Consider the following 19403-nt stretch of genomic DNA (forward strand, 5'->3'; position numbering starts at 1 on the left):
TGAACGCTTCATGACGACAGAATTGGGGCTCTAGCATTGACTTTTGTCGTCTTGAACGCTTCATGGCGACAGAACTGGGGCTCTAGCATTGACTTTTGTCGTCTTGAACGCTTCATGGCGACAGAACTGAGGCTCTGACATTGACTTTTGTCGTCTTGAACGCTTCATGGCGACAGAATTGGGGCACCATCATTGTTTTTTGTCCTCTTGAACCCTTCATGGCGACAAAGACGAAATAGATCTTGCTAATCTTGTCCTCTTGAACAAAAATTTGGGAAAATACAAAAACCGGCCCATTAGGACCGGTCCTTCGTGTTGTGGCGCTCTTCTAAAGTTTTGAGTACAACCTTAAATGGAAGGCCTTGCTCTACCAGCAATACCTGAAGGTGATAAAGAAGGTCAGCAGCTTCCCATCTTAGTTCTTCATGGCTGCGGTTCTTAGCCGCAATAATTACTTCCGCAGATTCCTCTCCAACCTTTTTCAAAATCTTATCGACGCCTTTATCAAATAAATACGTCGTATAGGCCCCTTCCGGACGCTGACGTTCCCGATCGATAATGATTTGTTCAAGAGTTTGCAGGATTTGGTAATCTCCCAAACTCGATTTCCGTTCCGTAACTTCCTGTGAAAAACAGCTGACAGCACCCGTATGGCAAGCTGGGCCTTTCGGGTTCACCTTTACAAGCAGCGCATCTTGGTCGCAATCATAGTCGATGCTGACAATCTGCTGTGTGTTTCCGCTCGTTTCTCCCTTGTGCCATAACTCCTGACGAGAGCGGCTAAAGAACCAGGTTTCACCTGTTTCTAACGTTTTTCCAAGTGATTCTTTGTTCATATAAGCCAATGTTAAAACTTCCAACGTTTCTGCATCCTGAATAATCGCAGGGACTAATCCCTTTTCATCAAATTTAATCGTGTCCGGATTCATCGGACCGTCACTTCCTTCTCACGTAAATAACTTTTGATTTCCTCTACAGAGGTTTCTTTATAATGGAAAATCGAAGCTGCAAGTGCCGCATCTGCTTTGCCTTCAGTAAAAGCCTCTGCAAAATGCTCCGCATTGCCTGCCCCGCCGGAGGCGATAACTGGAATCGATACTGCTTCACTGACAGCCTTGGTCAATCCTAAATCGAACCCGTTCTTTTCACCGTCACTGTCCATGCTGGTCAAGAGAATTTCTCCTGCGCCACGCTCCATTCCTTCTTTTGCCCATTCAATCACTTTTTTGTCAGTAGGGGTCCTTCCTCCATGCGTATAAACCCGCCATGTTCCGATTTCTGGATCATATTTTGCATCGATCGCCAGCACGATGCACTGTGACCCAAAATAACTGGAGCCCTCTCTAATTAATCCTGGATTGTTTACGGCTGCGGTATTCAATGCCACTTTATCGGCACCGGCCCGAAGAATTTTTTTCATATCTTCAAGCGAATTGATGCCGCCGCCTACGGTAAACGGAATGGCCAATTCAGAGGCAACGGCTTTGACCACTTCGACCATTGTTTTTCGCCCCTCAACGGAAGCGGAAATATCCAAAAACACCAGTTCATCTGCCCCTTGCTCATCATAAACACGGGCAAGCTCAACCGGATCACCGGCATCGCGGAGTTGAACAAATTGGATTCCTTTTACGACACGGCCATCTTTGACATCAAGACAGGGAATAATTCTTTTCGTCAGCGCCATTTATGCCTTCACCTCTTCTAAAGCCTGCTGCAGCGTAAATCGATTTTCATAGAGGGCTTTTCCTACAATCGCCCCTGGGATGCCTGCATCAGCCAGCGCCTTTAAGTCTGCTAAACTGCTTACTCCTCCGGAGGCAATCACATATTTCCCAGTCACCGCTGCCATTTCCTTTACCGCTGCAATATTAGGTCCTGACAGCATTCCATCGGTGGCAATATCGGTAAAAATAAACGTTTCGGCGCCGGCATCAGCAAAGCGTTTGCCAAGCTCCACCGCTTTGGCCTCGGATGTAGACAGCCAGCCATGGGTGGCCACATAGCCATTTTTGGCATCAATGCCCACAGCTATGCTGCTGCCATACTTTTTAATCATTTCAATAGCAAATTCAGGCTGAGAAACGGCAATGCTCCCGATAATCACCCGGTCGATTCCATTTTCAAGGTAATGGAAAATATCCGCTTCTGAACGAATGCCGCCGCCGATTTGAATTTTCACATTGGACAGCTGCTGGGCGGCTTGGATAACAAAGCGGTCATTCACCCGCTTCCCATCCTTTGCCCCATCAAGATCCACCATGTGAATCCATTCAGCACCAGTTTCCGCAAACGTCTGGGCCATGCCGAACGGCGAATCCCCGTAGACGGTTTCCTGATCATAATCTCCTTGGAGAAGGCGCACGCATTTGCCGCCCCGCATATCAATTGCCGGATAGATTATCATACTCATCGAATTGCTTTCCTTTCTTCGGCCATTTTTAAAAAATTCCCCAGCAGTGCCATTCCCAGGCGGCTGCTTTTTTCAGGGTGGAATTGCATCCCGTAAATATTGTCTTTTCCGACAATAGCGGAAACCTGTTCATGATAATCCGCTTTGGCCAACATGACATCGGATTGTTTGGCATTGACAAAATAGGAGTGGACGAAATACACATAATCCTCTTCCAACTTTTCTAAAAGCGGTGACGGCTTAACAAATGTCAGCCGGTTCCAGCCCATATGCGGCACCTTATAGGTTTCTCCATCCTTCGTACTACCTGGAAATCGGCGGACATGTCCCGGAAGCAGCCCAAGGCCCTCTGTCAGGCCATTTTCATCGCTGCTTTCAAACAGCAGCTGCATGCCAAGGCAAATCCCTAAAAGCGGCTTGCCGGAAGCCGCAAACTTTTTGACTGTGCTCGCTGGAAGCCGTTCCATGGCATCACGGAACGCCCCTACACCTGGAAGAATTAACGCGTCCGCACGAAGCAGCTCTTCTTCCTCTGCCGAAATATAATAATCGGCGCCCAAACGTTCCAATGCCTTGCTGACACTAAACAGATTTCCCATTCCATAGTCGACAATCCCAATCACGATGCTTGTCACCCCTTGTTTGTTTTGATTACAGCATTCCCTTAGTGGATGGAACACCTTTAACCCGTGGGTCAATCATGGCCGCCTCATCTAACGCCCGGCCAAGCGCTTTAAAAACCGCCTCAATCATATGGTGTGTATTTTTTCCATAATGAACAATGACATGAAGATTCATTCTCGCCTCGAGTGCGAGTTTCCATAAAAATTCGTATACCAGCTCCGTATCAAAGGTTCCTACTTTTTGCTGCGGGAACTCTCCGCGCATTTCGAAATGCGGCCGATTGCTGAGGTCGACCACCACCTGGGCAAGTGCCTCATCCATCGGAACAAAGGCATTGCCATACCGTTTAATTCCGCGTTTGTCGCCGAGCGCTTCACGAAGCGCCTGTCCTAAGCAAATCCCGATATCTTCTGTAGTGTGATGGTCATCGACATCCGTGTCGCCTTTTGCGTCAACCGTTAAATCAAATTGGCCATGCTTGGTAAACAAGTCCAGCATATGGGTCATAAACGGAACGCCGGTTTCAAGATTAGATTGTCCTTCACCGTCTATTTCAAATTTTAATTGAATGTTCGTTTCATTTGTTTTTCTTTCAATGCTTGCGGTTCTGGTCATGAGGACTGCCCCCTTTGGATTTTTTCTGCTGCTTTTTCGATTCGCAAATAACCAAGCGAAATTCGCAAATAAAAAGATTAAAAATTCTTTTTGTCATTGTTTATTCTGATTTCTACAGCACGTGCATGAGCTTCAAGGCCCTCCGTACGGGCAAATGAAGCGATTTTTGCGCTATTTTCCTTCAAAGCCGTTTCGCTGTAAATAATGACACTTGATTTCTTTTGAAAATCATCGACGTTCAGTGGACTCGAGAAGCGGGCGGTTCCATTTGTCGGCAGCACATGGTTCGGTCCGGCAAAGTAATCACCGACAGGCTCTGAGCTGTAACGGCCAATAAAAATGGCACCGGCATGGCGGATTTTCCCCAACAATCCAATGGCATTCGCGCACTGTATTTCAAGATGCTCAGGCGCCAATTGATTCACCGCTGCCACCGCTTCTTCCATATTAGCTGTTATGTAAATTGCACCGTAATCGGCAATTGAACGAGAGGCAATTTCCTGTCTCGGCAATGTTGCGAGCTGCTTTTCAATTTCGGCTGCGACCTGCTCAGCAAGCAGCTCTGATGGAGTAACCAATACACTGCAGGCTCTTGGGTCATGCTCCGCCTGTGACAACAGGTCTGCCGCCACCTCGGCAGCCTTCGCCGTATCATCTGCCAAAACGGCAATTTCGCTTGGTCCGGCGATCATATCAATGTCAACATCGCCATAGACTTCCCGCTTGGCCAATGCCACAAAAATATTGCCTGGACCGGTAATTTTGTCGACGGGGTTAATGGATTCGGTACCATAAGCAAGTGCCGCAATCGCTTGTGCGCCGCCTGCTTTATAAATTTCTTTTACCCCGGCTTCCTTTGCCGCCACCAGAACGGCAGCCGGCAGCTTGCCATTTTCATCAGGAGGGGACACCATGACAATCCGTTCCACACCTGCCACTTTAGCTGGAACAACGTTCATCAAAACCGATGAAGGATAGGCAGCCGTTCCCCCCGGCACATAGACGCCAACCGAATCCAACGCCGTAATTTTTTGGCCAAGGATCGTTCCATTTTCTTCGGTTGTCATCCAAGATGGCCGCAGCTGCTTCTCATGATAGATTCGGATGTTTTCTGCCGCTTCCCGAATCGTAGCAATCAGATCCGCATCCACTTGACGATAGGCTTCCTCCATTTCCGAATCGGTAACGGAAAAATCAGTTAATTGGATACGGTCAAATTTTTCGGTGTATTCCCTTAAAGCCTCGTCCCTACGGGAACGCACATCGGCGATAATTGCTTTTACCACCGCTTGCTGTTCGGAGGTTCCCGCTTCAATGGACCGTTTTAATGAAACTAAGTCTGTTACTTTTTGGATTCTCATTTTATAAAACCTCCACGACTTCATGAAGACGTTCCACCATCTCATCAATCTGTGAATCTTTAATCCGGTAGCTGACCGGATTGACTATCAGCCTGGAAGTGACTTCTTGAATTCTTTCATATTCCACCAGACCATTTTCCTTTAGCGTCCTGCCTGTCGAAACGATATCGACTATCCGGTCAGATAGGCCGATTAATGGCGCAAGTTCAATCGAACCGTTCAGTTTAATAATCTCAACCTGCTCGCCTTGCTCCCGGAAATACGCTTCCGCCACGTTGGGATATTTGGTTGCCACTTTTGGAGCTACCTCGTTCATTTTTGTATCAGGGAGCCCAGCGACCGCCAAATAACAGCTGCTGATTTTTAGATCAAGCAGTTCATACACGTCACGCTCTTCTTCAAGCAGGACATCTTTTCCGGCGATACCGACATCAGCCACCCCATGCTCCACATATGTCGCGACATCCATGGGCTTAGCTAAAATGAAGCGCAGGCCTTCTTCGGGAACCTCAATAATTAATTTGCGATTATCATCAAATTCTGGCGGCAGCTTGTAGCCTGCTTTGCGAAGCAGTTCGGCCGCTTCTTCAAAAATCCGCCCTTTTGGCATGGCAATCGTAAGTACGTTAGTCATCTTTACGCCCTCCGATTAAATAAGTAGTGTCGGAAAATTTCTTGGTGAACGCATCGAGGTCGTTGACACCATTAATGTCCTGCAGCACCGCTTTGTTTCCTTGCTCATGCATTTTTTTTGCCAATCCAAAAGCCTCTTTTCTCCGTTCTTGACTGAATAAAATGCAGTGAGCATTGTTTTCCAGCGGTCCGCCGCCAAGTGCCTCAAGCAGCATATCCACTCTTATGGCAAACCCCGTTGCAGTTGCATTTTTTCCAAACTTCTCTATTAAACTATAGCGGCCGCCATTCCCAATCGGAAAGCCGACATTTCCTGCATAAACCTCAAATAAGATCCCGGAATAATAGCTCATATGGCTGACAATGGAAAGATCAAACTTCACATGCTCCTCGACACCGTAATCCTTGATTACTTCCCAAAGCTGCTGCAGCTCGAGTATGGCCTGTTTGCCTTTTTCATTTTCAATGATATCCAGGGCATTGCCGATGACCTCACCGGCTCCCCTCAATTGAAGCAGCTTGAGGAGCCTTTGTTTATCGATGGTGGACAGCTGGAACGAATTGACCTGCTCGCGGTAGCCGACATAATTTTTTTCATATAAAAATTTCCTTAAAGTCGTGGCCCGGCCGTTCGTTCCCAAGATCTGCATAAATAATTCCTGGGCAAATCCTACATGGCCAATCGATACCTGAAATTCAGTTAATCCCGCTTTCTTTAAAGAAGAAATTAACAGGGCGATGACTTCTACATCACAGGAAACGGTTTGATCATTTAAAAATTCAATCCCAATTTGTTCAAATTCAGCCGGCCGTCCCCCTTCCCGCTGCTGGGCGCGGAACACGTTGGCCGTGTAGGCCAATCGGATCGGCAGATTTTCATCTAACAGTTTGGAAGCGGCAACCCTGGCAATTGGCGCTGTCATGTCTGGGCGTAACACGAGGGTATGTCCGTCCTTATCAAGCAATTTAAAAAGCTGGGCATCGCTTATCGCCGATGCTGCGCCAACTGTTTCATAGTATTCGAGAGTCGGTGTTTCCATAAACTCGTAGCCCCACTGCCTCATGGTTTCTGCCATTTGTGTCCGGACCCGATGCTTTTTTTCATAGGTTTCTGGAAGCGTATCCCGCATTCCTAATGGCTTTTCGAACATAAATAAGCGACTCATCCTGCTCATCCTTTTCTAATGCTTTAGTATGCTAATATATTAGTGGATTAAAGTTAATAGTAGTAGTTTACGCTTTATTAAATCATTCGTCAATGGAAAAGTCCGAATATACACGATTTTCAACAGATTGCCCCATCATGCATAGCACTTTATTGAAGTATACTTTGTGAAAAGTTGAAATTATTAGCATCGATTGTCCCTCCAAAACGTTCGTTGGAATTATTAATCATTTTGTAAATTTCAGATAAATCAACGCAGACTTTTCGACATTTTTCAAATGAAAGACCGTTTCTCTGCTTTCAAGTGAAGCTGTGTCTAATAATAGCCATGCTGACAGACTGTGTGATTTCTTCCCTAATAGTTTTGTCATTAAGAGTCGTTATTAAAGACAGTTTCACCTGTCTCTTCGGTTAAATTGTGTTTTATCTAGTAAAAAAGCCCGTCAATCATGACAAGGCTTCTTGTTCAGCTGTTGGTTTTTCCATAAATCGGGTCATTGGCCCAGCGTTCGGCTAGCTGCTCCTTCGTATAAATCACCCTCATCGGATTCCCTCCCACAAACGCTCCTGCGGGAACATCCTTATGGACTAGCGTGCCCGCTGACACAAAGGCGCCGTCGCCGATCGTGACACCGGGGAGAATCGTGGAATTGGCGCCAATCATCACTTCGCTGCCGATCCTAACCTCCCCAAGCCGGTATTCCTTAATTAAATATTCATGCGCCAGAATCGTCGTATTATAGCCAATGACCGTATTTTTGCCCACGCTGATTTTTTCCGGAAACATCACATCAAGCATGACCATTAATGCGAAGGAAGTCTGGCTGCCTACCTCCATGCCCAGAAAGGTGCGATAAAGCCAATTTTTCATGCCTAAAAACGGTGTATAGCGGGCCAGCTCAATCACAATAAAATTTTTTACGACCTTCCAAAACGGCACCGTCTTATACACATGCCATAACGAATTCGCCCCTTCAACGGGATAACGGGTCGTCTTTCTCATCCTCTCACACCCCGACAATTTTTAATAAATCTGTCATATGGTCTAGGATGTAATCTGGTTCATATTTTGCTATATACTCCCGCCCTTTAATCGACCAGGCGACACCCGCGGTTTTCGTACCGGCATTCTTCCCTCCTAGAATATCATGAAAATTATCCCCGACCATGATGGTTTCATCAGCGGCCGACTTTAGCTGTTCTAACGCTTGGTAGATGGGTTCCGGATCTGGCTTCGTCTTAGTGACGTGATCATAGGCAATGACCACATCAAAAAACGGATCCAATTTCATCAACCTAACGCCTTTCATAGCCACATCGAGCCTTTTCGTCGTAACAATCCCCAGCTTAAATCCATTTTCATACAGCTTCTCGAGGGTTTCATAAACACATGGGAATTCCTTAACCAGCGAATCATGATTGGCAATATTAAAGCCACGGTATTCTAGAATCATTTCCTCGACACGATCCGGGTCAATACTGCCAAAAGCCTCATGAAGCGTCGGGCCCATAAACGGAAGAACATCTTCCCTTGTGTATTTCCCAGGGAAATATTTTTCCAGTGTATGCAAATAGGTGGTTATGATTAACTCATTTGTATCAATTAAAGTTCCATCTAAATCGAACAATAATGTGGTAATCTGGTTAGTCATACATTGCTTCCTTTCTTCTTAGCGTGCCTGTCCGTTTCCAAATCGTCCCAACAATCAGGGTTAAGGCGATAGCAGTCCCCAATCGGATTAAAAACAGCGGCAGGATCGGAATCCCCAGCGGAACAAAGATCAGCGTGTCCTCTACTACTGCATGGCAAGCCATAAGGAAAAGGAAGGCCAGTGTTATGTCCTTTTGGCTAACCCCTTCATCCTCTACCGCTTGAATCATAACACCTGCCCCATAAGCCAGGCCAAATAGAAGCCCAGCTGCCATCGTTGTAGAGGTGTTCTCCTGCATGCCTAGTGATTTGGTAATTGGAGCCATCGTCCGCGAAAATTTGTTCAGCCATTTAATATCTTTTAATAGTTGAATCACCATCATTAGCGGAATGACAATCATCGCCATCTGAAGAATTCCCAGACCTGCCTTTTCCAGTGATTGCAGGATCATCCCCATCCAGCCTGCGGCCTGCTCTGCAGTTCCATTCAGCAGACCGTATTTCGCTTCCTGCCCGCCTCCGTGCCAGACTAGATGAATCACGGCAGCAGAAACGACCGCCAAACCCGGCCGGGTGATGAGTACAATCCACAGTTTGACTCCTGCTCTCATGGCAACGCCCGATTCAATGAATAAATTGTGGGAGAACGACAGCATCACAGCTAAGATGAATACTTCTTTTACTGTTAAATCGAGCGTCAAAATCGCTCCAATCGCAGCATATAAATTCAAAAAGTTTCCCAGCACCAGTGGAATCGCCGCATCGCCAGACAAGCCAATCAGCTTCATTAATGGGGAAATTAATTTGATCACCCATGGCAAAACGGGTGTGTACTGCAGGATTGACACAATTAGCGTAACAGGAAAAATAACTTTTCCTAACGTCCATGTCGTCTTCAGGCCGGACAGCAGTCCTCTTTTCAATGAGTCAAAAAGCATTACCCTGAATCTCCCCCATAAAAATGCGATTTCTATCTATGCTTAGTTTTCCAAATCCAAATAGCGTGCCTTTGAAGTGCTTCTAGCTCGGCGGTATACGATGATGATAATCGCCGCCACAATCAGGGCAATGGAAATCATTTGTGCCATTCGAAGGCTGCCCAGCATCAAACTATCTGTGCGTAATCCTTCGACATAAAATCGGCCAATCGAATACCAAATCAAATAGGATAGGAAGATCTCCCCGCGGCGCAGATTGACTCTGCGAAGCAAGATTAATAGGATAAACCCGGCAAAATCCCAAATGGATTCATAAAAAAAAGTCGGTTGATAATAGGTGCCATTAATATACATCTGATTGATGATAAAATCAGGCAAATGCAAGTTTTCTAAAAATGATCGTGTTACTTCACCACCGTGCGCTTCTTGGTTCATGAAATTTCCCCAGCGGCCAATGGCTTGTCCGAGAATAATACTTGGTGCAGCAATATCGGTCAGTTTCCAAAAAGAAATCCCCCGCGTTTTACAATACACATAAGCCGTTATGACAGAACCAATCAATGCTCCATGGATGGCAATGCCGCCATTCCATATTTTTATAATATCACCAGGATGGTTTTGATAATAATCCCACTCAAAAGCAACATAGTAAATCCTGGCTGAAATAATTGCAATGGGTATCGCCCACAACATTAAATCGGCAAACGTATCTTTCGGAAGCCCGCGCCGTTTTTCCTCACGGATGGCCAAGAAAAGTGCCAGTGCCAGACCGCAGCCAATGATAATGCCATACCAATGAACCTCAATCGGACCTAGTGAAAAGGCAATTGGATTCAGCGGCTGAATATTTTCGTTCATCATTCTTCTCTCCCCTTTTAACTACAGCTCATCATGGTCGCCGTCTTCGATGACATCGGAAAGCCGGTCCGTAAACTGCTGAGCGGCATTCACACCCATTCTTTTTAATCGGAAATTCATAGCGGCCACTTCGATGATAACGGCAAGGTTTCGTCCAGGGCGGACAGGTACCGTCAGTTTAGGAATCTCAGTATCGATAATTTTCATTGTCTCTTCATCAAGACCTAGACGATCGTACTGCTTTTTGGCATCCCATATTTCCAAGTTAATGACTAAAGTAATCCGCTTATTGCTTCGGACTGCACCTGCGCCAAAAAGTGTCATGACATTGATAATGCCCAGCCCGCGTATTTCTAGTAAATGCTCAATCAGTTCCGGAGAGGTTCCGACTAATGTGTCCTGGTCCTCTTGGCGGATTTCGACACAATCATCTGCCACAAGCCGGTGGCCGCGTTTCACCAATTCCAGTGCCGTTTCACTCTTACCGACACCGCTTTTTCCAGTAATCAGCACGCCAATTCCATAAACGTCTACCAAAACGCCATGAACTGCAGTAGTCGGTGCTAATTTGCTCTCTAAAAAGTTGGTCAGCCTGCTGGAAAAACGGGTAGTTTTCATTGGCACTCTTAAGACGGGAACAGATTCCTGCTCAGAGGCTTCGATTAGCTCAGGCGGCACATCCAGCCCTCTCGTCACAATAATGGCAGGGGTAATGTCCGTACATAATTGCTCCATTCTGGACAACTTTTCCCGATCGGGCAATCCTTCAAAAAAGGAAAGTTCCGTTTTTCCCAGCAGCTGGATGCGGTCTGCCGGATAATATTCAAAGTAACCAGCCATTTCAATACCTGGACGCGAAATATCGCTGGTGGTGATTGGGCGGTTGATTCCTTCCTCTCCACTAATCAATTCTAGTTGAAATTTTTCCAAAATATCTTTCGTACGCACTTTAGGCAAGAGGGCCCCTCCTTTTAACAGTTAAAACGGTATTATCCGTTTTCTCTTGGTTTAATCCATTACCACCTATTTTAACATTTTTTAACCAAGAACCATACTTTCGTTCATGCAAAAACAAAAAAAAGGTGTGCCACATCGTTGCGGCAGACACCTTTTTCATTTTCGTTTCGAGGACCTGGACGGTTCCAGCAAGGTTTTTTGTATGATGAGATTGACTAGTGACATGAGCACCGAAAGAAACAGGGCCATCCCAAAACCTGAGATTTCAAAGGCATCCCCCATAAAATAATCGGTCAGCTCCAGTGTAATCGCATTTATGACAAATAGAAACAGTCCCATTGTCAAAACAGTTGCCGGCAGGGTCAATAAGATTAACAGCGGACGAACCAAAATATTTAAGATGGATAACAGGATACTCGCCTGAAGCGCGGCCCAAAATCCGGTCAGGTAAAAACTATCATGAAAATATCCTGCGAATGCCATAAACAAAACGGCATTGATTAAACACCCAATTAACCATCTCATACCCTATACTCCTACTTATATCAATGATTTTTTTAATGTAACCGAACCTGTTTTTGTATCTGCATAAACCTTTAAGTCTACATCAGGCTGATCGACGGATTGAAACCGAAGCGATTTTTGGATCATTTCGCTTTTTTCCTCCAGAATTTGTACACCGGTCAGTTGAAGGTTAAACCCGCCAAGATTTGTTTTAAGCTCTCCTTTAACCGTTATGCCTTCTGGAATGGACAAATCAAGTGATCCCGTCGTGGTCTTGGCATGGAGCCATTCACTGCGCGCACCGGTTAGAGCAGCTGTTATCGATCCGTTAAATGATACAGCTTCTGTCTTTTGATAATCCCCTTCCAAAATGATCGTGCCGTTTATCGTCTCTGCCTCAAGCTGTTCGAACTGGCTGTGTGTAACGGAAATCTTTCCGTTCGCTGTTTCGATCTCAGCCTTTTTCCCATTTATTCCCTCTAGATTGATTTTCCCGTTTGCTGTTTTGACCCGCAATTCATTCGCATGGAAACCGCTGCCGGTGATAGAGCCGTTAAACAATCTGATTCGGGCCTTGTTAAAGTCCGCCTTTGGCAGATAGATGACCGCATCAACCTTCATCCATTTCTGCTGGGTCACAAAACGCAGCCGGCCGCTTTCCAGTGAAAAAACAACATCCCGCAAAAAATTCTCCCGGGCTTGGTCCTGTGTTTCCACTCGGTAAACCTTGGCTTGACATTCCACGCGGACATCCGGCTGGTCCCAGGCAGAAAGTTGGACTGAACCATTAGCAATGTCGATATCCAGATCACGCACATTGGCATCCCCATGCTGGAAAATGTGTGAAATATCGATGGAGTGGCCAAAATTCAAATCAAAATCCATATCTTTGATTTTTTTTAGCGCAGAGTCGACGAATTCAAAAATCTTTTCCTTGGTTGATTGCAACTTCGCATTGAATGGATCTTCTTTTTTGGATTCCTGGAATTCGACCACAGTGGAGAGCTCGTTCAAGATTTGTTCCTGCTTTTGCTCCATAGTTTTTTGGTCTTTCTCCAGTTCATCCAGCAGCGTCAAGGCTTCATCAACTGTCAGTTTTCCCTCTTCAACCATTTTTAAAATCCGCTTGCGTTCCTCTTTCATCTTTTCCACCTCAAAATGATCAGAATTAAATTTCATTTATGTCATTGCAGCAATCCCAAATGTACAAGCCTGCCTTTTACTTCTTTACTAAATCTATTCAGAAATAAGCACCTTTACGCCTTTCACGATGTTCCAAATGACTACCACTAGAGAAACAATCGCAAGAACCGCCATACTGATCATTGAAAACACTGGGATTTCATTCCCCAAGCCAACAAACTCAAAAATGAAAATCAACACAATCACCGGTACACAAAATAGTGGAATAAGATGCGACAGCAAGGATTTTTTGGCATGATGCTTCGTGATGTCATCTCCGCTTGCCAGCCAAACCACCAACGGAAAAATAAAACCGGCAAAAAATATGCTAAAATAACACAAACTCGAAAGTATTTTTCTAGTATCCATTTCGTTCTTCCCCCTTATCCATTATTTTACGATTGAGAAGGTCATAAGTTTCGTTGCTTTTTTAAAAAAACAGGACTATTATATCGAAATAAAAAGAGCCGAAATCCCTTTTGACAGGATTTCAGCTCTTTGGAGCCTATGCATTGATCGTACTTTTCTGTTCTATTTGCTGGCGCATGCGCGTCCGGTCCCGCTCCAAAATCGGTTTTAGATATTTGCCTGTATACGATTCCGGTACCTCTGCCACCTTTTCTGGAGTCCCTGTCGCCACAATGGTTCCGCCTTTGTCGCCGCCTTCCGGTCCAAGGTCGATCAAATAATCAGCGGTCTTTATAACATCAAGATTGTGCTCAATCACCAAAACAGTATCGCCATTTTCCACCAAACGCTGCAGGACAACCAACAGTCTAGAGATATCGTCCACATGTAGTCCCGTCGTTGGTTCATCCAAAATATAAAAGGTTTTGCCCGTTGAGCGGCGGTGCAGCTCCGAAGCGAGCTTGACACGCTGTGCCTCTCCGCCTGAAAGGGTAGTCGCCGGCTGGCCAAGCTTCATGTAGCCAAGCCCTACATCATAAATAGTCTGGATTTTTCGGCTGATTTTCGGAATGTTTTCGAAAAATTTCAATGCTTCCTCTACAGTCATGTCCAGGACATCTGAAATATTTTTTCCTTTGTATTTAACCTCTAAGGTTTCACGGTTATACCGTTTCCCATGGCAAACCTCACAAGGAACATAAACATCAGGTAAAAAGTGCATTTCAATTTTGATAATCCCATCGCCCTTACACGCCTCACAGCGGCCGCCCTTGACATTGAAACTGAAGCGGCCCTTTTTGTAACCGCGGACTTTGGCTTCATTCGTTGCAGCAAACACATCACGAATATCGTCAAACACGCCAGTATAAGTGGCCGGGTTGGAACGAGGTGTTCTTCCAATTGGCGATTGATCGATGTCCACGACTTTTTCCAGCTGCTCAAGACCTTTAATGCTCTTGTGCTGCCCCGGTTTCATTTTCGCCCTGTTTAACTTTTGTGCCAGCGACTTATGAAGAATCTCATTAATCAATGTGCTTTTCCCGGAACCTGAAACCCCAGTTACGGCAATAAACATTCCTAGAGGGAATTTGACATTGATGTTTTTCAGATTATTTTCTGCGGCTCCTTTGATTTCCACAAATCGGCTATCTGGCTTGCGACGTTCCAATGGCAGCGGGATAAATTTCTTGCCGGACAGATACTGGCCTGTCAATGAATTCGGATCGGCCATCACTTCTGCCGGCGTTCCTGCCGAGATGACCTCACCCCCGTGTTCCCCGGCCCCTGGCCCAATATCAATCAAATAATCTGCTGCCAGCATCGTGTCTTCATCATGTTCGACGACAATCAACGTATTCCCGATATCGCGCATGTTTTGCAGTGTTTCAATCAGACGGTCATTATCCCGCTGGTGCAATCCAATGGACGGTTCATCCAAAATATATAATACGCCTGTAAGCCTCGACCCGATCTGGGTAGCCAGCCGAATCCGCTGGGCTTCCCCGCCGGAAAGGGTTCCGGCCATCCGGCTGAGTGTTAAATAATCAAGGCCTACATTTATTAAGAAACCAAGCCGTTCATTAATCTCACGCAGAATTAACTTGGCAACCTGGGTTTCTTTATCAGAAAGCTCCAAACCAGCGAAATATTGCACGGCCTCTCCAATCGAAAAGTCGGTTACATGGGCAATATGATGACCATTAATCAACACCGCAAGGCTTTCTTTTTTCAAACGGTAGCCTTTGCAAGCAGGGCAATGCTGCTGAGCCATATATTTTTCCATCTGCTCACGGATATAATCAGAGCTTGTCTCTTTATAGCGCCGCTCCACATTGTTTAAGACACCTTCAAATTGGATGTAGCCTTCGCGTGTTTGGCCAAAATCATTTTCATACTTAAAATAGATTTTTTCATGACCGGATCCGTATAAAATTTTGTCAAGAAGTTGGTCTGGTATATCCTTTACCGGAATATCCATGTCGATTCCGTAATGGCTGCAAACCGCTTCTAACAGCTGCGGATAATACTGTGAGCTGGTCGGCTCCCAAGGAGCAATCGCATGCTGCCTCAATGTCAGTTCTTTGTTGGGTATCACAAGGTCAAGGTCGACTTCCAGCTTGGAGCCTAGGCCGTCACATTCCGGACAGGCACCAAATGGGCTATTGAACGAAAACATCCGCGGTTCCAATTCTCCTATGGAGAAACCGCAAATCGGGCAGGCATGGTTTTCACTGAAAATAAGCTCTTCTTGGCCAATGACATCCACGACCACCTTTCCCTCACCAAGTTCGAGGGCCGTTTCAAGAGAGTCCGCTACCCGCGCTGCCATTCCTTCTTTTACAACAATGCGGTCGACCACTACTTCAATGGAATGCTTTTTGTTTTTATCCAATTCGATTTCTTCGCTTAAGTCAAACATTTCTCCGTCCACACGCACACGGACAAAGCCTTTCTTTTTAATGTCCTCAAGAACTTTTACATGCTGCCCTTTGCGTCCGGAAACAACCGGGGCAAGAATTTGCATTTTTGTCCGTTCCGGGTATTCGAGGATCCGGTCGACCATTTGTTCAATCGTTTGGGAGGAGATTTCAATATTATGGATGGGACAGGTTGGATGTCCCACCCTGGCAAAAAGCAATCTTAAGTAATCATAAATCTCTGTCACCGTTCCAACCGTTGACCTCGGGTTGTTGCTGGTCGTTTTTTGGTCAATGGATATGGCAGGGGATAATCCCTCAATTGTATCCACATCCGGTTTATCCATTTGGCCGAGAAACTGCCGGGCATAGGCCGATAAGGATTCCACATATCGGCGCTGGCCTTCTGCATAAATCGTATCAAACGCGAGTGAGGACTTTCCTGATCCGGAAAGTCCCGTTAATACAACAAGCTTATCTCTCGGAATGGTGACATCAATATTTTTTAAATTATTGGCCCTGGCGCCTTTGACAATTAATTTTTCCATCGCCATTGTTTCGTCATCCTTCCGCTTTCAATTCCAAAATTAAATCACGAAGCTCGGCGGCACGTTCGAAGTTTAAATCTTTTGCCGCTGCTTTCATTTCTTTTTCCATATCGGCTATCAGCTTTTCCCGTTCTTTTTTGTTCAGCTTGCCAAAGGCTGCTGTTGGCTTGTACTCTTCCTGATCCTCGGCAGCATGTGTCGCCCGGATGGCTTCGCGAATATCTTTCTGAATCGTTTGGGGAGTAATCCCGTGCTTGCGATTGAATTCTTCCTGAATCTCGCGGCGGCGTTTCGTTTCGCTGATCGCCTTTTCCATGGAATCGGTGATCCGGTCGGCATACATGATGACTTGGCCGTTGGCATTCCGGGCTGCCCGGCCGATTGTTTGGATCAGCGACCGTTCGGAACGGAGGAAGCCTTCTTTATCGGCATCCAATATAGCGACCAACGATACTTCCGGGATATCCAAGCCTTCCCGCAGCAGGTTAATTCCAACAAGTACGTCATATTTGCCGAGACGGAGCTCGCGGATAATTTCAATCCGCTCCAGCGTTTTGACTTCGGAATGCAGATATTGGACTTTTATGCCAATTTCTTTCAAATAATCGGTTAAGTCCTCAGACATTTTCTTTGTCAGCGTCGTTACCAGCACCCGTTCATTGCGTTTGGTCCGCTCTTGAATCTCACCGATTAAATCATCAATTTGCCCTTCAATCGGCCGGACATCGATCGTTGGATCGAGCAGGCCGGTCGGCCGGATGATTTGTTCGACCATTACCGGTGTATGTTCGATTTCAAATGGTCCAGGAGTGGCTGATACAAAAATCGCATTGTGAATATGCTTTTCAAATTCGTCAAACATCAGCGGCCGGTTATCCATCGCAGACGGCAGCCGGAATCCATGATCCACCAGCACCTGTTTCCGGGCCCTGTCGCCATTGAACATTCCTCTCACTTGCGGCAGGGTGACATGAGACTCATCTATGACCAAGAGGAAGTCCTCCGGAAAGAAATCAAGCAGGGTATAAGGAGTGGAGCCGGCCGGACGCAGTGTCAAGTGCCTGGAATAGTTCTCAATCCCTGAGCAGAATCCCATTTCCCTCATCATTTCTAAATCATATCGTGTCCTTTGTTCAAGACGCTGCGCCTCCAGCAGTTTTTCTTCCGCTCTTAGTTCGGCCAGCCGCTCTTCTAGTTCTTTTTCAATATTTTCTATTGCAATGCGCAGTTTTTCTTCCCTTGTAACGAAGTGGGATGCAGGAAAAATTGCGACATGGCCGCGTTCGCCGATAATTTCTCCAGTTAGTGCATCGACTTCGCGTATACGGTCGATTTCATCGCCAAAAAATTCAACCCGGATACAGTGCTCATCCCGGGAAACTGGAAAAATCTCAACGACGTCACCACGAACACGGAACGTTCCCCGTTTAAAATCAATATCGTTACGTTCATATTGGATATCAACCAGTTTTCTAAGCAGCTGGTTCCGTTCCACTTCCATTCCGGTCCGGAGTGACAATACCATCTCGCGGTATTCTTCCGGTGAACCGAGACCGTAGATGCAGGACACACTGGCGATAACTATGACGTCTTTGCGTTCAAACAAGGCAGATGTGGCTGAGTGCCGCAGTTTATCGATTTCATCGTTGATGCTGGCGTCTTTTTCGATAAAGGTATCGGTTTGGGGAACATAGGCTTCCGGCTGATAGTAATCGTAATAACTGACAAAATACTCTACAGCATTATTCGGGAAAAATTCTTTAAATTCACTGTAAAGCTGTCCAGCCAGGGTTTTATTATGGGCAATCACCAAGGTCGGTTTGTTAACCTCTTTGATGACATTGGAAACCGTAAATGTTTTCCCTGTACCCGTTGCACCGAGCAGAGTTTGATAGCGTTTGTTTTGATGGATGCCTTCGACTAATTGACGAATGGCCTCAGGCTGATCCCCTTGAGGTGAGTATTTGGAAACTAACTCAAATTGATCTTTCACAATTGTTCCCTCCCGTCCTCCGCATTCTAAAATTCAATACTAACATTCTACCACATTCCACCAAAAACAAACCACAAATATGCGAACTAATATTCGTTTTTTTATCGTTATTTCCATTAAGTGGTATGCTATGTAAACAAAAAAGCCTGCCCAAGCAGGCAGACTCTGATTATTCTTTTGTGCCGGCCGGTTTTGGCTTCATTTTTGCCGCAAGCCAGAAGCCCGCCGTTAACGAGAAGGCATCAACAACGATTAGAGGAAAGGCATTTGTGTATCCTTTATAGACAGATGCCGCAATCAGGGCAACCGTTAAGACAAGTCCAATCAGGCGATTATAGGTTACGCGTGAAAACAGCATGACCAATAGGCCTGGCAAAATAAGCGCCGACAAATATTTGATTACCATCTCCAAATGGTACACCTCATTTTAACCTTTTTGTAAATCAATTCTAGAAACTTATCCATAAAATTGCAACAAAAATGTTCTCATTGACGGCGCCTAAGTCCTTCTACATTAAGCGATGAAGTGACGGATATAGACTAATAGAGACAAATGCGTAAGCTTAAAAAGGTGCCCCCATTGGAATGGGGGCACCTTTTAAATTAGATTATCTAAACTGTCTGGCCTGGACTAGCTTTTTGTTTAAATACTGTTTTGCGGATGAATGGAATTACCCAGCGGTCTAGGCCGTATCTTCCTGCATTGAAGCCGCTGAATGCGATAAAGAAACCTAAGAAAATATCTTGCGGGTTGGAAGAAACAGTGCCTGCAAGGAAGAATGAAAAGTTCATGACCAATCCAAAGAATGCTGCTGCTGTAGTTAAGCAGCCAAGGATTAAGCCTAAGCCAATTAAGAACTCGCCAATAGGGACGATTGTATTAAAGATATCAACATTTGGCAGAGCAAAATGTTTTAGGAATGAAACATACCATCCGTATAAAACCTCGCCCTCAGAGCTTACTGGATTTGCAATCGCTCCTTTTAAAAAGCCTGAAGCATCAAAGCCTCCACCTGTTAATTTATGAAAACCTGCTGAAATAAATGTATAACCCAAGACTAAACGAAAAACTAATAAAATAGCTGATGAAATTTTACTGCCTCTTAACCAATTTACGAACATTGAAGGTCGCTTCC

20 protein-coding genes are annotated in these 19403 nt (G+C 45.5%); all 20 read right to left on the reverse strand.

Translation table 11 applies throughout. The features are described 5' to 3' along the window. Nucleotides 1-296 precede the first annotated feature (296 nt). The 20 genes from hisIE to NFS43_RS21665 all read right to left on the reverse strand — a co-directional run bounded on the left by hisIE (nucleotide 297) and on the right by NFS43_RS21665 (nucleotide 19389). Entirely contained in the window at nucleotides 297-929 is a 633-nt protein-coding gene (hisIE, locus tag NFS43_RS21570) for a bifunctional phosphoribosyl-AMP cyclohydrolase/phosphoribosyl-ATP diphosphatase HisIE (protein ID WP_251554912.1), read from the reverse strand. Further along, the gene (hisF, locus tag NFS43_RS21575) at nucleotides 926-1687 is read right to left on the reverse strand and encodes an imidazole glycerol phosphate synthase subunit HisF (RefSeq protein ID WP_251554914.1); all 762 of its coding nucleotides are present in this window, start codon (nucleotides 1685-1687) and stop codon (nucleotides 926-928) included. The genes hisIE and hisF overlap by 4 nt, the downstream gene beginning before the upstream one ends. Continuing rightward, nucleotides 1688-2413 (reverse strand): 1-(5-phosphoribosyl)-5-[(5-phosphoribosylamino)methylideneamino]imidazole-4-carboxamide isomerase, encoded by a 726-nt coding sequence (gene hisA / locus NFS43_RS21580; protein ID WP_251554916.1) that lies wholly within the window; start codon nucleotides 2411-2413, stop codon nucleotides 1688-1690. Continuing rightward, entirely contained in the window at nucleotides 2410-3036 is a 627-nt protein-coding gene (hisH, locus tag NFS43_RS21585; RefSeq protein WP_251554957.1) for an imidazole glycerol phosphate synthase subunit HisH, read from the reverse strand. The genes hisA and hisH overlap by 4 nt, the downstream gene beginning before the upstream one ends. Before the next feature lie 28 nt (nucleotides 3037-3064). Next, the gene (gene hisB / locus NFS43_RS21590; protein ID WP_251554923.1) at nucleotides 3065-3652 is read right to left on the reverse strand and encodes an imidazoleglycerol-phosphate dehydratase HisB; all 588 of its coding nucleotides are present in this window, start codon (nucleotides 3650-3652) and stop codon (nucleotides 3065-3067) included. 77 nt (nucleotides 3653-3729) lie between these two features. Beyond that, a complete protein-coding gene (gene hisD / locus NFS43_RS21595; RefSeq protein WP_251554924.1) occupies nucleotides 3730-5013 on the reverse strand; it encodes a histidinol dehydrogenase in 1284 nt (427 codons plus the stop codon). 1 nt (nucleotide 5014) lies between these two features. Then, a complete protein-coding gene (gene hisG / locus NFS43_RS21600; protein ID WP_251554925.1) occupies nucleotides 5015-5647 on the reverse strand; it encodes an ATP phosphoribosyltransferase in 633 nt (210 codons plus the stop codon). After that, entirely contained in the window at nucleotides 5640-6812 is a 1173-nt protein-coding gene (locus NFS43_RS21605) for an ATP phosphoribosyltransferase regulatory subunit (protein ID WP_251554926.1), read from the reverse strand. Before NFS43_RS21605 ends, hisG begins: the two co-directional genes overlap by 8 nt. A 465-nt stretch (nucleotides 6813-7277) precedes the next feature. Next, on the reverse strand, nucleotides 7278-7814 hold the full coding sequence (locus NFS43_RS21610; RefSeq protein WP_251554928.1) for an acyltransferase: 537 nt from the start codon (nucleotides 7812-7814) through the stop codon (nucleotides 7278-7280). Nucleotides 7815-7818: 4 nt separating this feature from the next. After that, complete coding sequence (gene ppaX, locus NFS43_RS21615; RefSeq protein WP_251554930.1) at nucleotides 7819-8463, reverse strand: pyrophosphatase PpaX; 645 nt, start codon at nucleotides 8461-8463, stop codon at nucleotides 7819-7821. Continuing rightward, nucleotides 8456-9400, reverse strand: a complete 945-nt coding sequence (locus NFS43_RS21620) for a nucleoside recognition domain-containing protein (RefSeq protein ID WP_251554932.1) — start codon at nucleotides 9398-9400, stop codon at nucleotides 8456-8458. Before NFS43_RS21620 ends, ppaX begins: the two co-directional genes overlap by 8 nt. A 42-nt stretch (nucleotides 9401-9442) precedes the next feature. Further along, nucleotides 9443-10258 carry a prolipoprotein diacylglyceryl transferase gene (gene lgt, locus NFS43_RS21625; protein WP_251554958.1) on the reverse strand — a complete coding sequence of 272 codons (816 nt, stop codon included), beginning with the start codon at nucleotides 10256-10258 and terminating at the stop codon, nucleotides 9443-9445. Between the two features lie 21 nt (nucleotides 10259-10279). Further along, nucleotides 10280-11215: an HPr(Ser) kinase/phosphatase gene (gene hprK / locus NFS43_RS21630; protein ID WP_251554933.1), complete on the reverse strand. Its 936-nt coding sequence runs from the start codon at nucleotides 11213-11215 to the stop codon at nucleotides 10280-10282. Nucleotides 11216-11371: 156 nt separating this feature from the next. Beyond that, nucleotides 11372-11740 carry a phage holin family protein gene (locus tag NFS43_RS21635; RefSeq protein ID WP_251554934.1) on the reverse strand — a complete coding sequence of 123 codons (369 nt, stop codon included), beginning with the start codon at nucleotides 11738-11740 and terminating at the stop codon, nucleotides 11372-11374. A gap of 15 nt (nucleotides 11741-11755) precedes the next feature. Then, entirely contained in the window at nucleotides 11756-12898 is a 1143-nt protein-coding gene (locus NFS43_RS21640) for a DUF4097 family beta strand repeat-containing protein (RefSeq protein WP_338150627.1), read from the reverse strand. 57 nt (nucleotides 12899-12955) lie between these two features. Further along, on the reverse strand, nucleotides 12956-13270 hold the full coding sequence (locus tag NFS43_RS21645) for a magnetosome magnetite crystal formation protein family (protein WP_251554935.1): 315 nt from the start codon (nucleotides 13268-13270) through the stop codon (nucleotides 12956-12958). A gap of 136 nt (nucleotides 13271-13406) precedes the next feature. Continuing rightward, nucleotides 13407-16280 carry an excinuclease ABC subunit UvrA gene (gene uvrA, locus NFS43_RS21650; RefSeq protein ID WP_251554936.1) on the reverse strand — a complete coding sequence of 958 codons (2874 nt, stop codon included), beginning with the start codon at nucleotides 16278-16280 and terminating at the stop codon, nucleotides 13407-13409. 7 nt (nucleotides 16281-16287) lie between these two features. Further along, entirely contained in the window at nucleotides 16288-18267 is a 1980-nt protein-coding gene (gene uvrB / locus NFS43_RS21655) for an excinuclease ABC subunit UvrB (protein ID WP_251554937.1), read from the reverse strand. A 169-nt stretch (nucleotides 18268-18436) separates the two neighbouring features. Beyond that, nucleotides 18437-18673: a CsbA family protein gene (locus tag NFS43_RS21660; RefSeq protein WP_251554960.1), complete on the reverse strand. Its 237-nt coding sequence runs from the start codon at nucleotides 18671-18673 to the stop codon at nucleotides 18437-18439. Nucleotides 18674-18879: 206 nt separating this feature from the next. Next, entirely contained in the window at nucleotides 18880-19389 is a 510-nt protein-coding gene (locus NFS43_RS21665; RefSeq protein WP_251554938.1) for a DoxX family protein, read from the reverse strand. Nucleotides 19390-19403 lie beyond the last annotated feature (14 nt).

Source organism: Neobacillus muris (assembly GCF_943193175.1).
Classification (GTDB): Bacteria; Bacillota; Bacilli; order Bacillales; family Cytobacillaceae; genus Neobacillus; species Neobacillus muris.

What these genes read in the sequence shown, in the direction of transcription:
- NFS43_RS21660 (WP_251554960.1), bottom strand. Translation starts at nt 18,673, where the DNA reads ATGGTAATCAAATATTTGTCGGCGCTTATTTTGCCAGGCCTATTGGTC.
- hisG (WP_251554925.1), bottom strand. Translation starts at nt 5,647, where the DNA reads ATGACTAACGTACTTACGATTGCCATGCCAAAAGGGCGGATTTTTGAA.
- hisB (WP_251554923.1), bottom strand. Translation starts at nt 3,652, where the DNA reads ATGACCAGAACCGCAAGCATTGAAAGAAAAACAAATGAAACGAACATT.
- hisA (WP_251554916.1), bottom strand. Translation starts at nt 2,413, where the DNA reads ATGAGTATGATAATCTATCCGGCAATTGATATGCGGGGCGGCAAATGC.
- lgt (WP_251554958.1), bottom strand. Translation starts at nt 10,258, where the DNA reads ATGAACGAAAATATTCAGCCGCTGAATCCAATTGCCTTTTCACTAGGT.
- NFS43_RS21635 (WP_251554934.1), bottom strand. Translation starts at nt 11,740, where the DNA reads ATGAGATGGTTAATTGGGTGTTTAATCAATGCCGTTTTGTTTATGGCA.
- NFS43_RS21605 (WP_251554926.1), bottom strand. Translation starts at nt 6,812, where the DNA reads ATGAGTCGCTTATTTATGTTCGAAAAGCCATTAGGAATGCGGGATACG.
- hisF (WP_251554914.1), bottom strand. Translation starts at nt 1,687, where the DNA reads ATGGCGCTGACGAAAAGAATTATTCCCTGTCTTGATGTCAAAGATGGC.
- NFS43_RS21620 (WP_251554932.1), bottom strand. Translation starts at nt 9,400, where the DNA reads ATGCTTTTTGACTCATTGAAAAGAGGACTGCTGTCCGGCCTGAAGACG.
- hisIE (WP_251554912.1), bottom strand. Translation starts at nt 929, where the DNA reads ATGAATCCGGACACGATTAAATTTGATGAAAAGGGATTAGTCCCTGCG.
- ppaX (WP_251554930.1), bottom strand. Translation starts at nt 8,463, where the DNA reads ATGACTAACCAGATTACCACATTATTGTTCGATTTAGATGGAACTTTA.
- NFS43_RS21665 (WP_251554938.1), bottom strand. Translation starts at nt 19,389, where the DNA reads ATGTTCGTAAATTGGTTAAGAGGCAGTAAAATTTCATCAGCTATTTTA.
- NFS43_RS21645 (WP_251554935.1), bottom strand. Translation starts at nt 13,270, where the DNA reads ATGGATACTAGAAAAATACTTTCGAGTTTGTGTTATTTTAGCATATTT.
- NFS43_RS21610 (WP_251554928.1), bottom strand. Translation starts at nt 7,814, where the DNA reads ATGAGAAAGACGACCCGTTATCCCGTTGAAGGGGCGAATTCGTTATGG.
- NFS43_RS21640 (WP_338150627.1), bottom strand. Translation starts at nt 12,898, where the DNA reads ATGAAATTTAATTCTGATCATTTTGAGGTGGAAAAGATGAAAGAGGAA.
- hisD (WP_251554924.1), bottom strand. Translation starts at nt 5,013, where the DNA reads ATGAGAATCCAAAAAGTAACAGACTTAGTTTCATTAAAACGGTCCATT.
- uvrA (WP_251554936.1), bottom strand. Translation starts at nt 16,280, where the DNA reads ATGGCGATGGAAAAATTAATTGTCAAAGGCGCCAGGGCCAATAATTTA.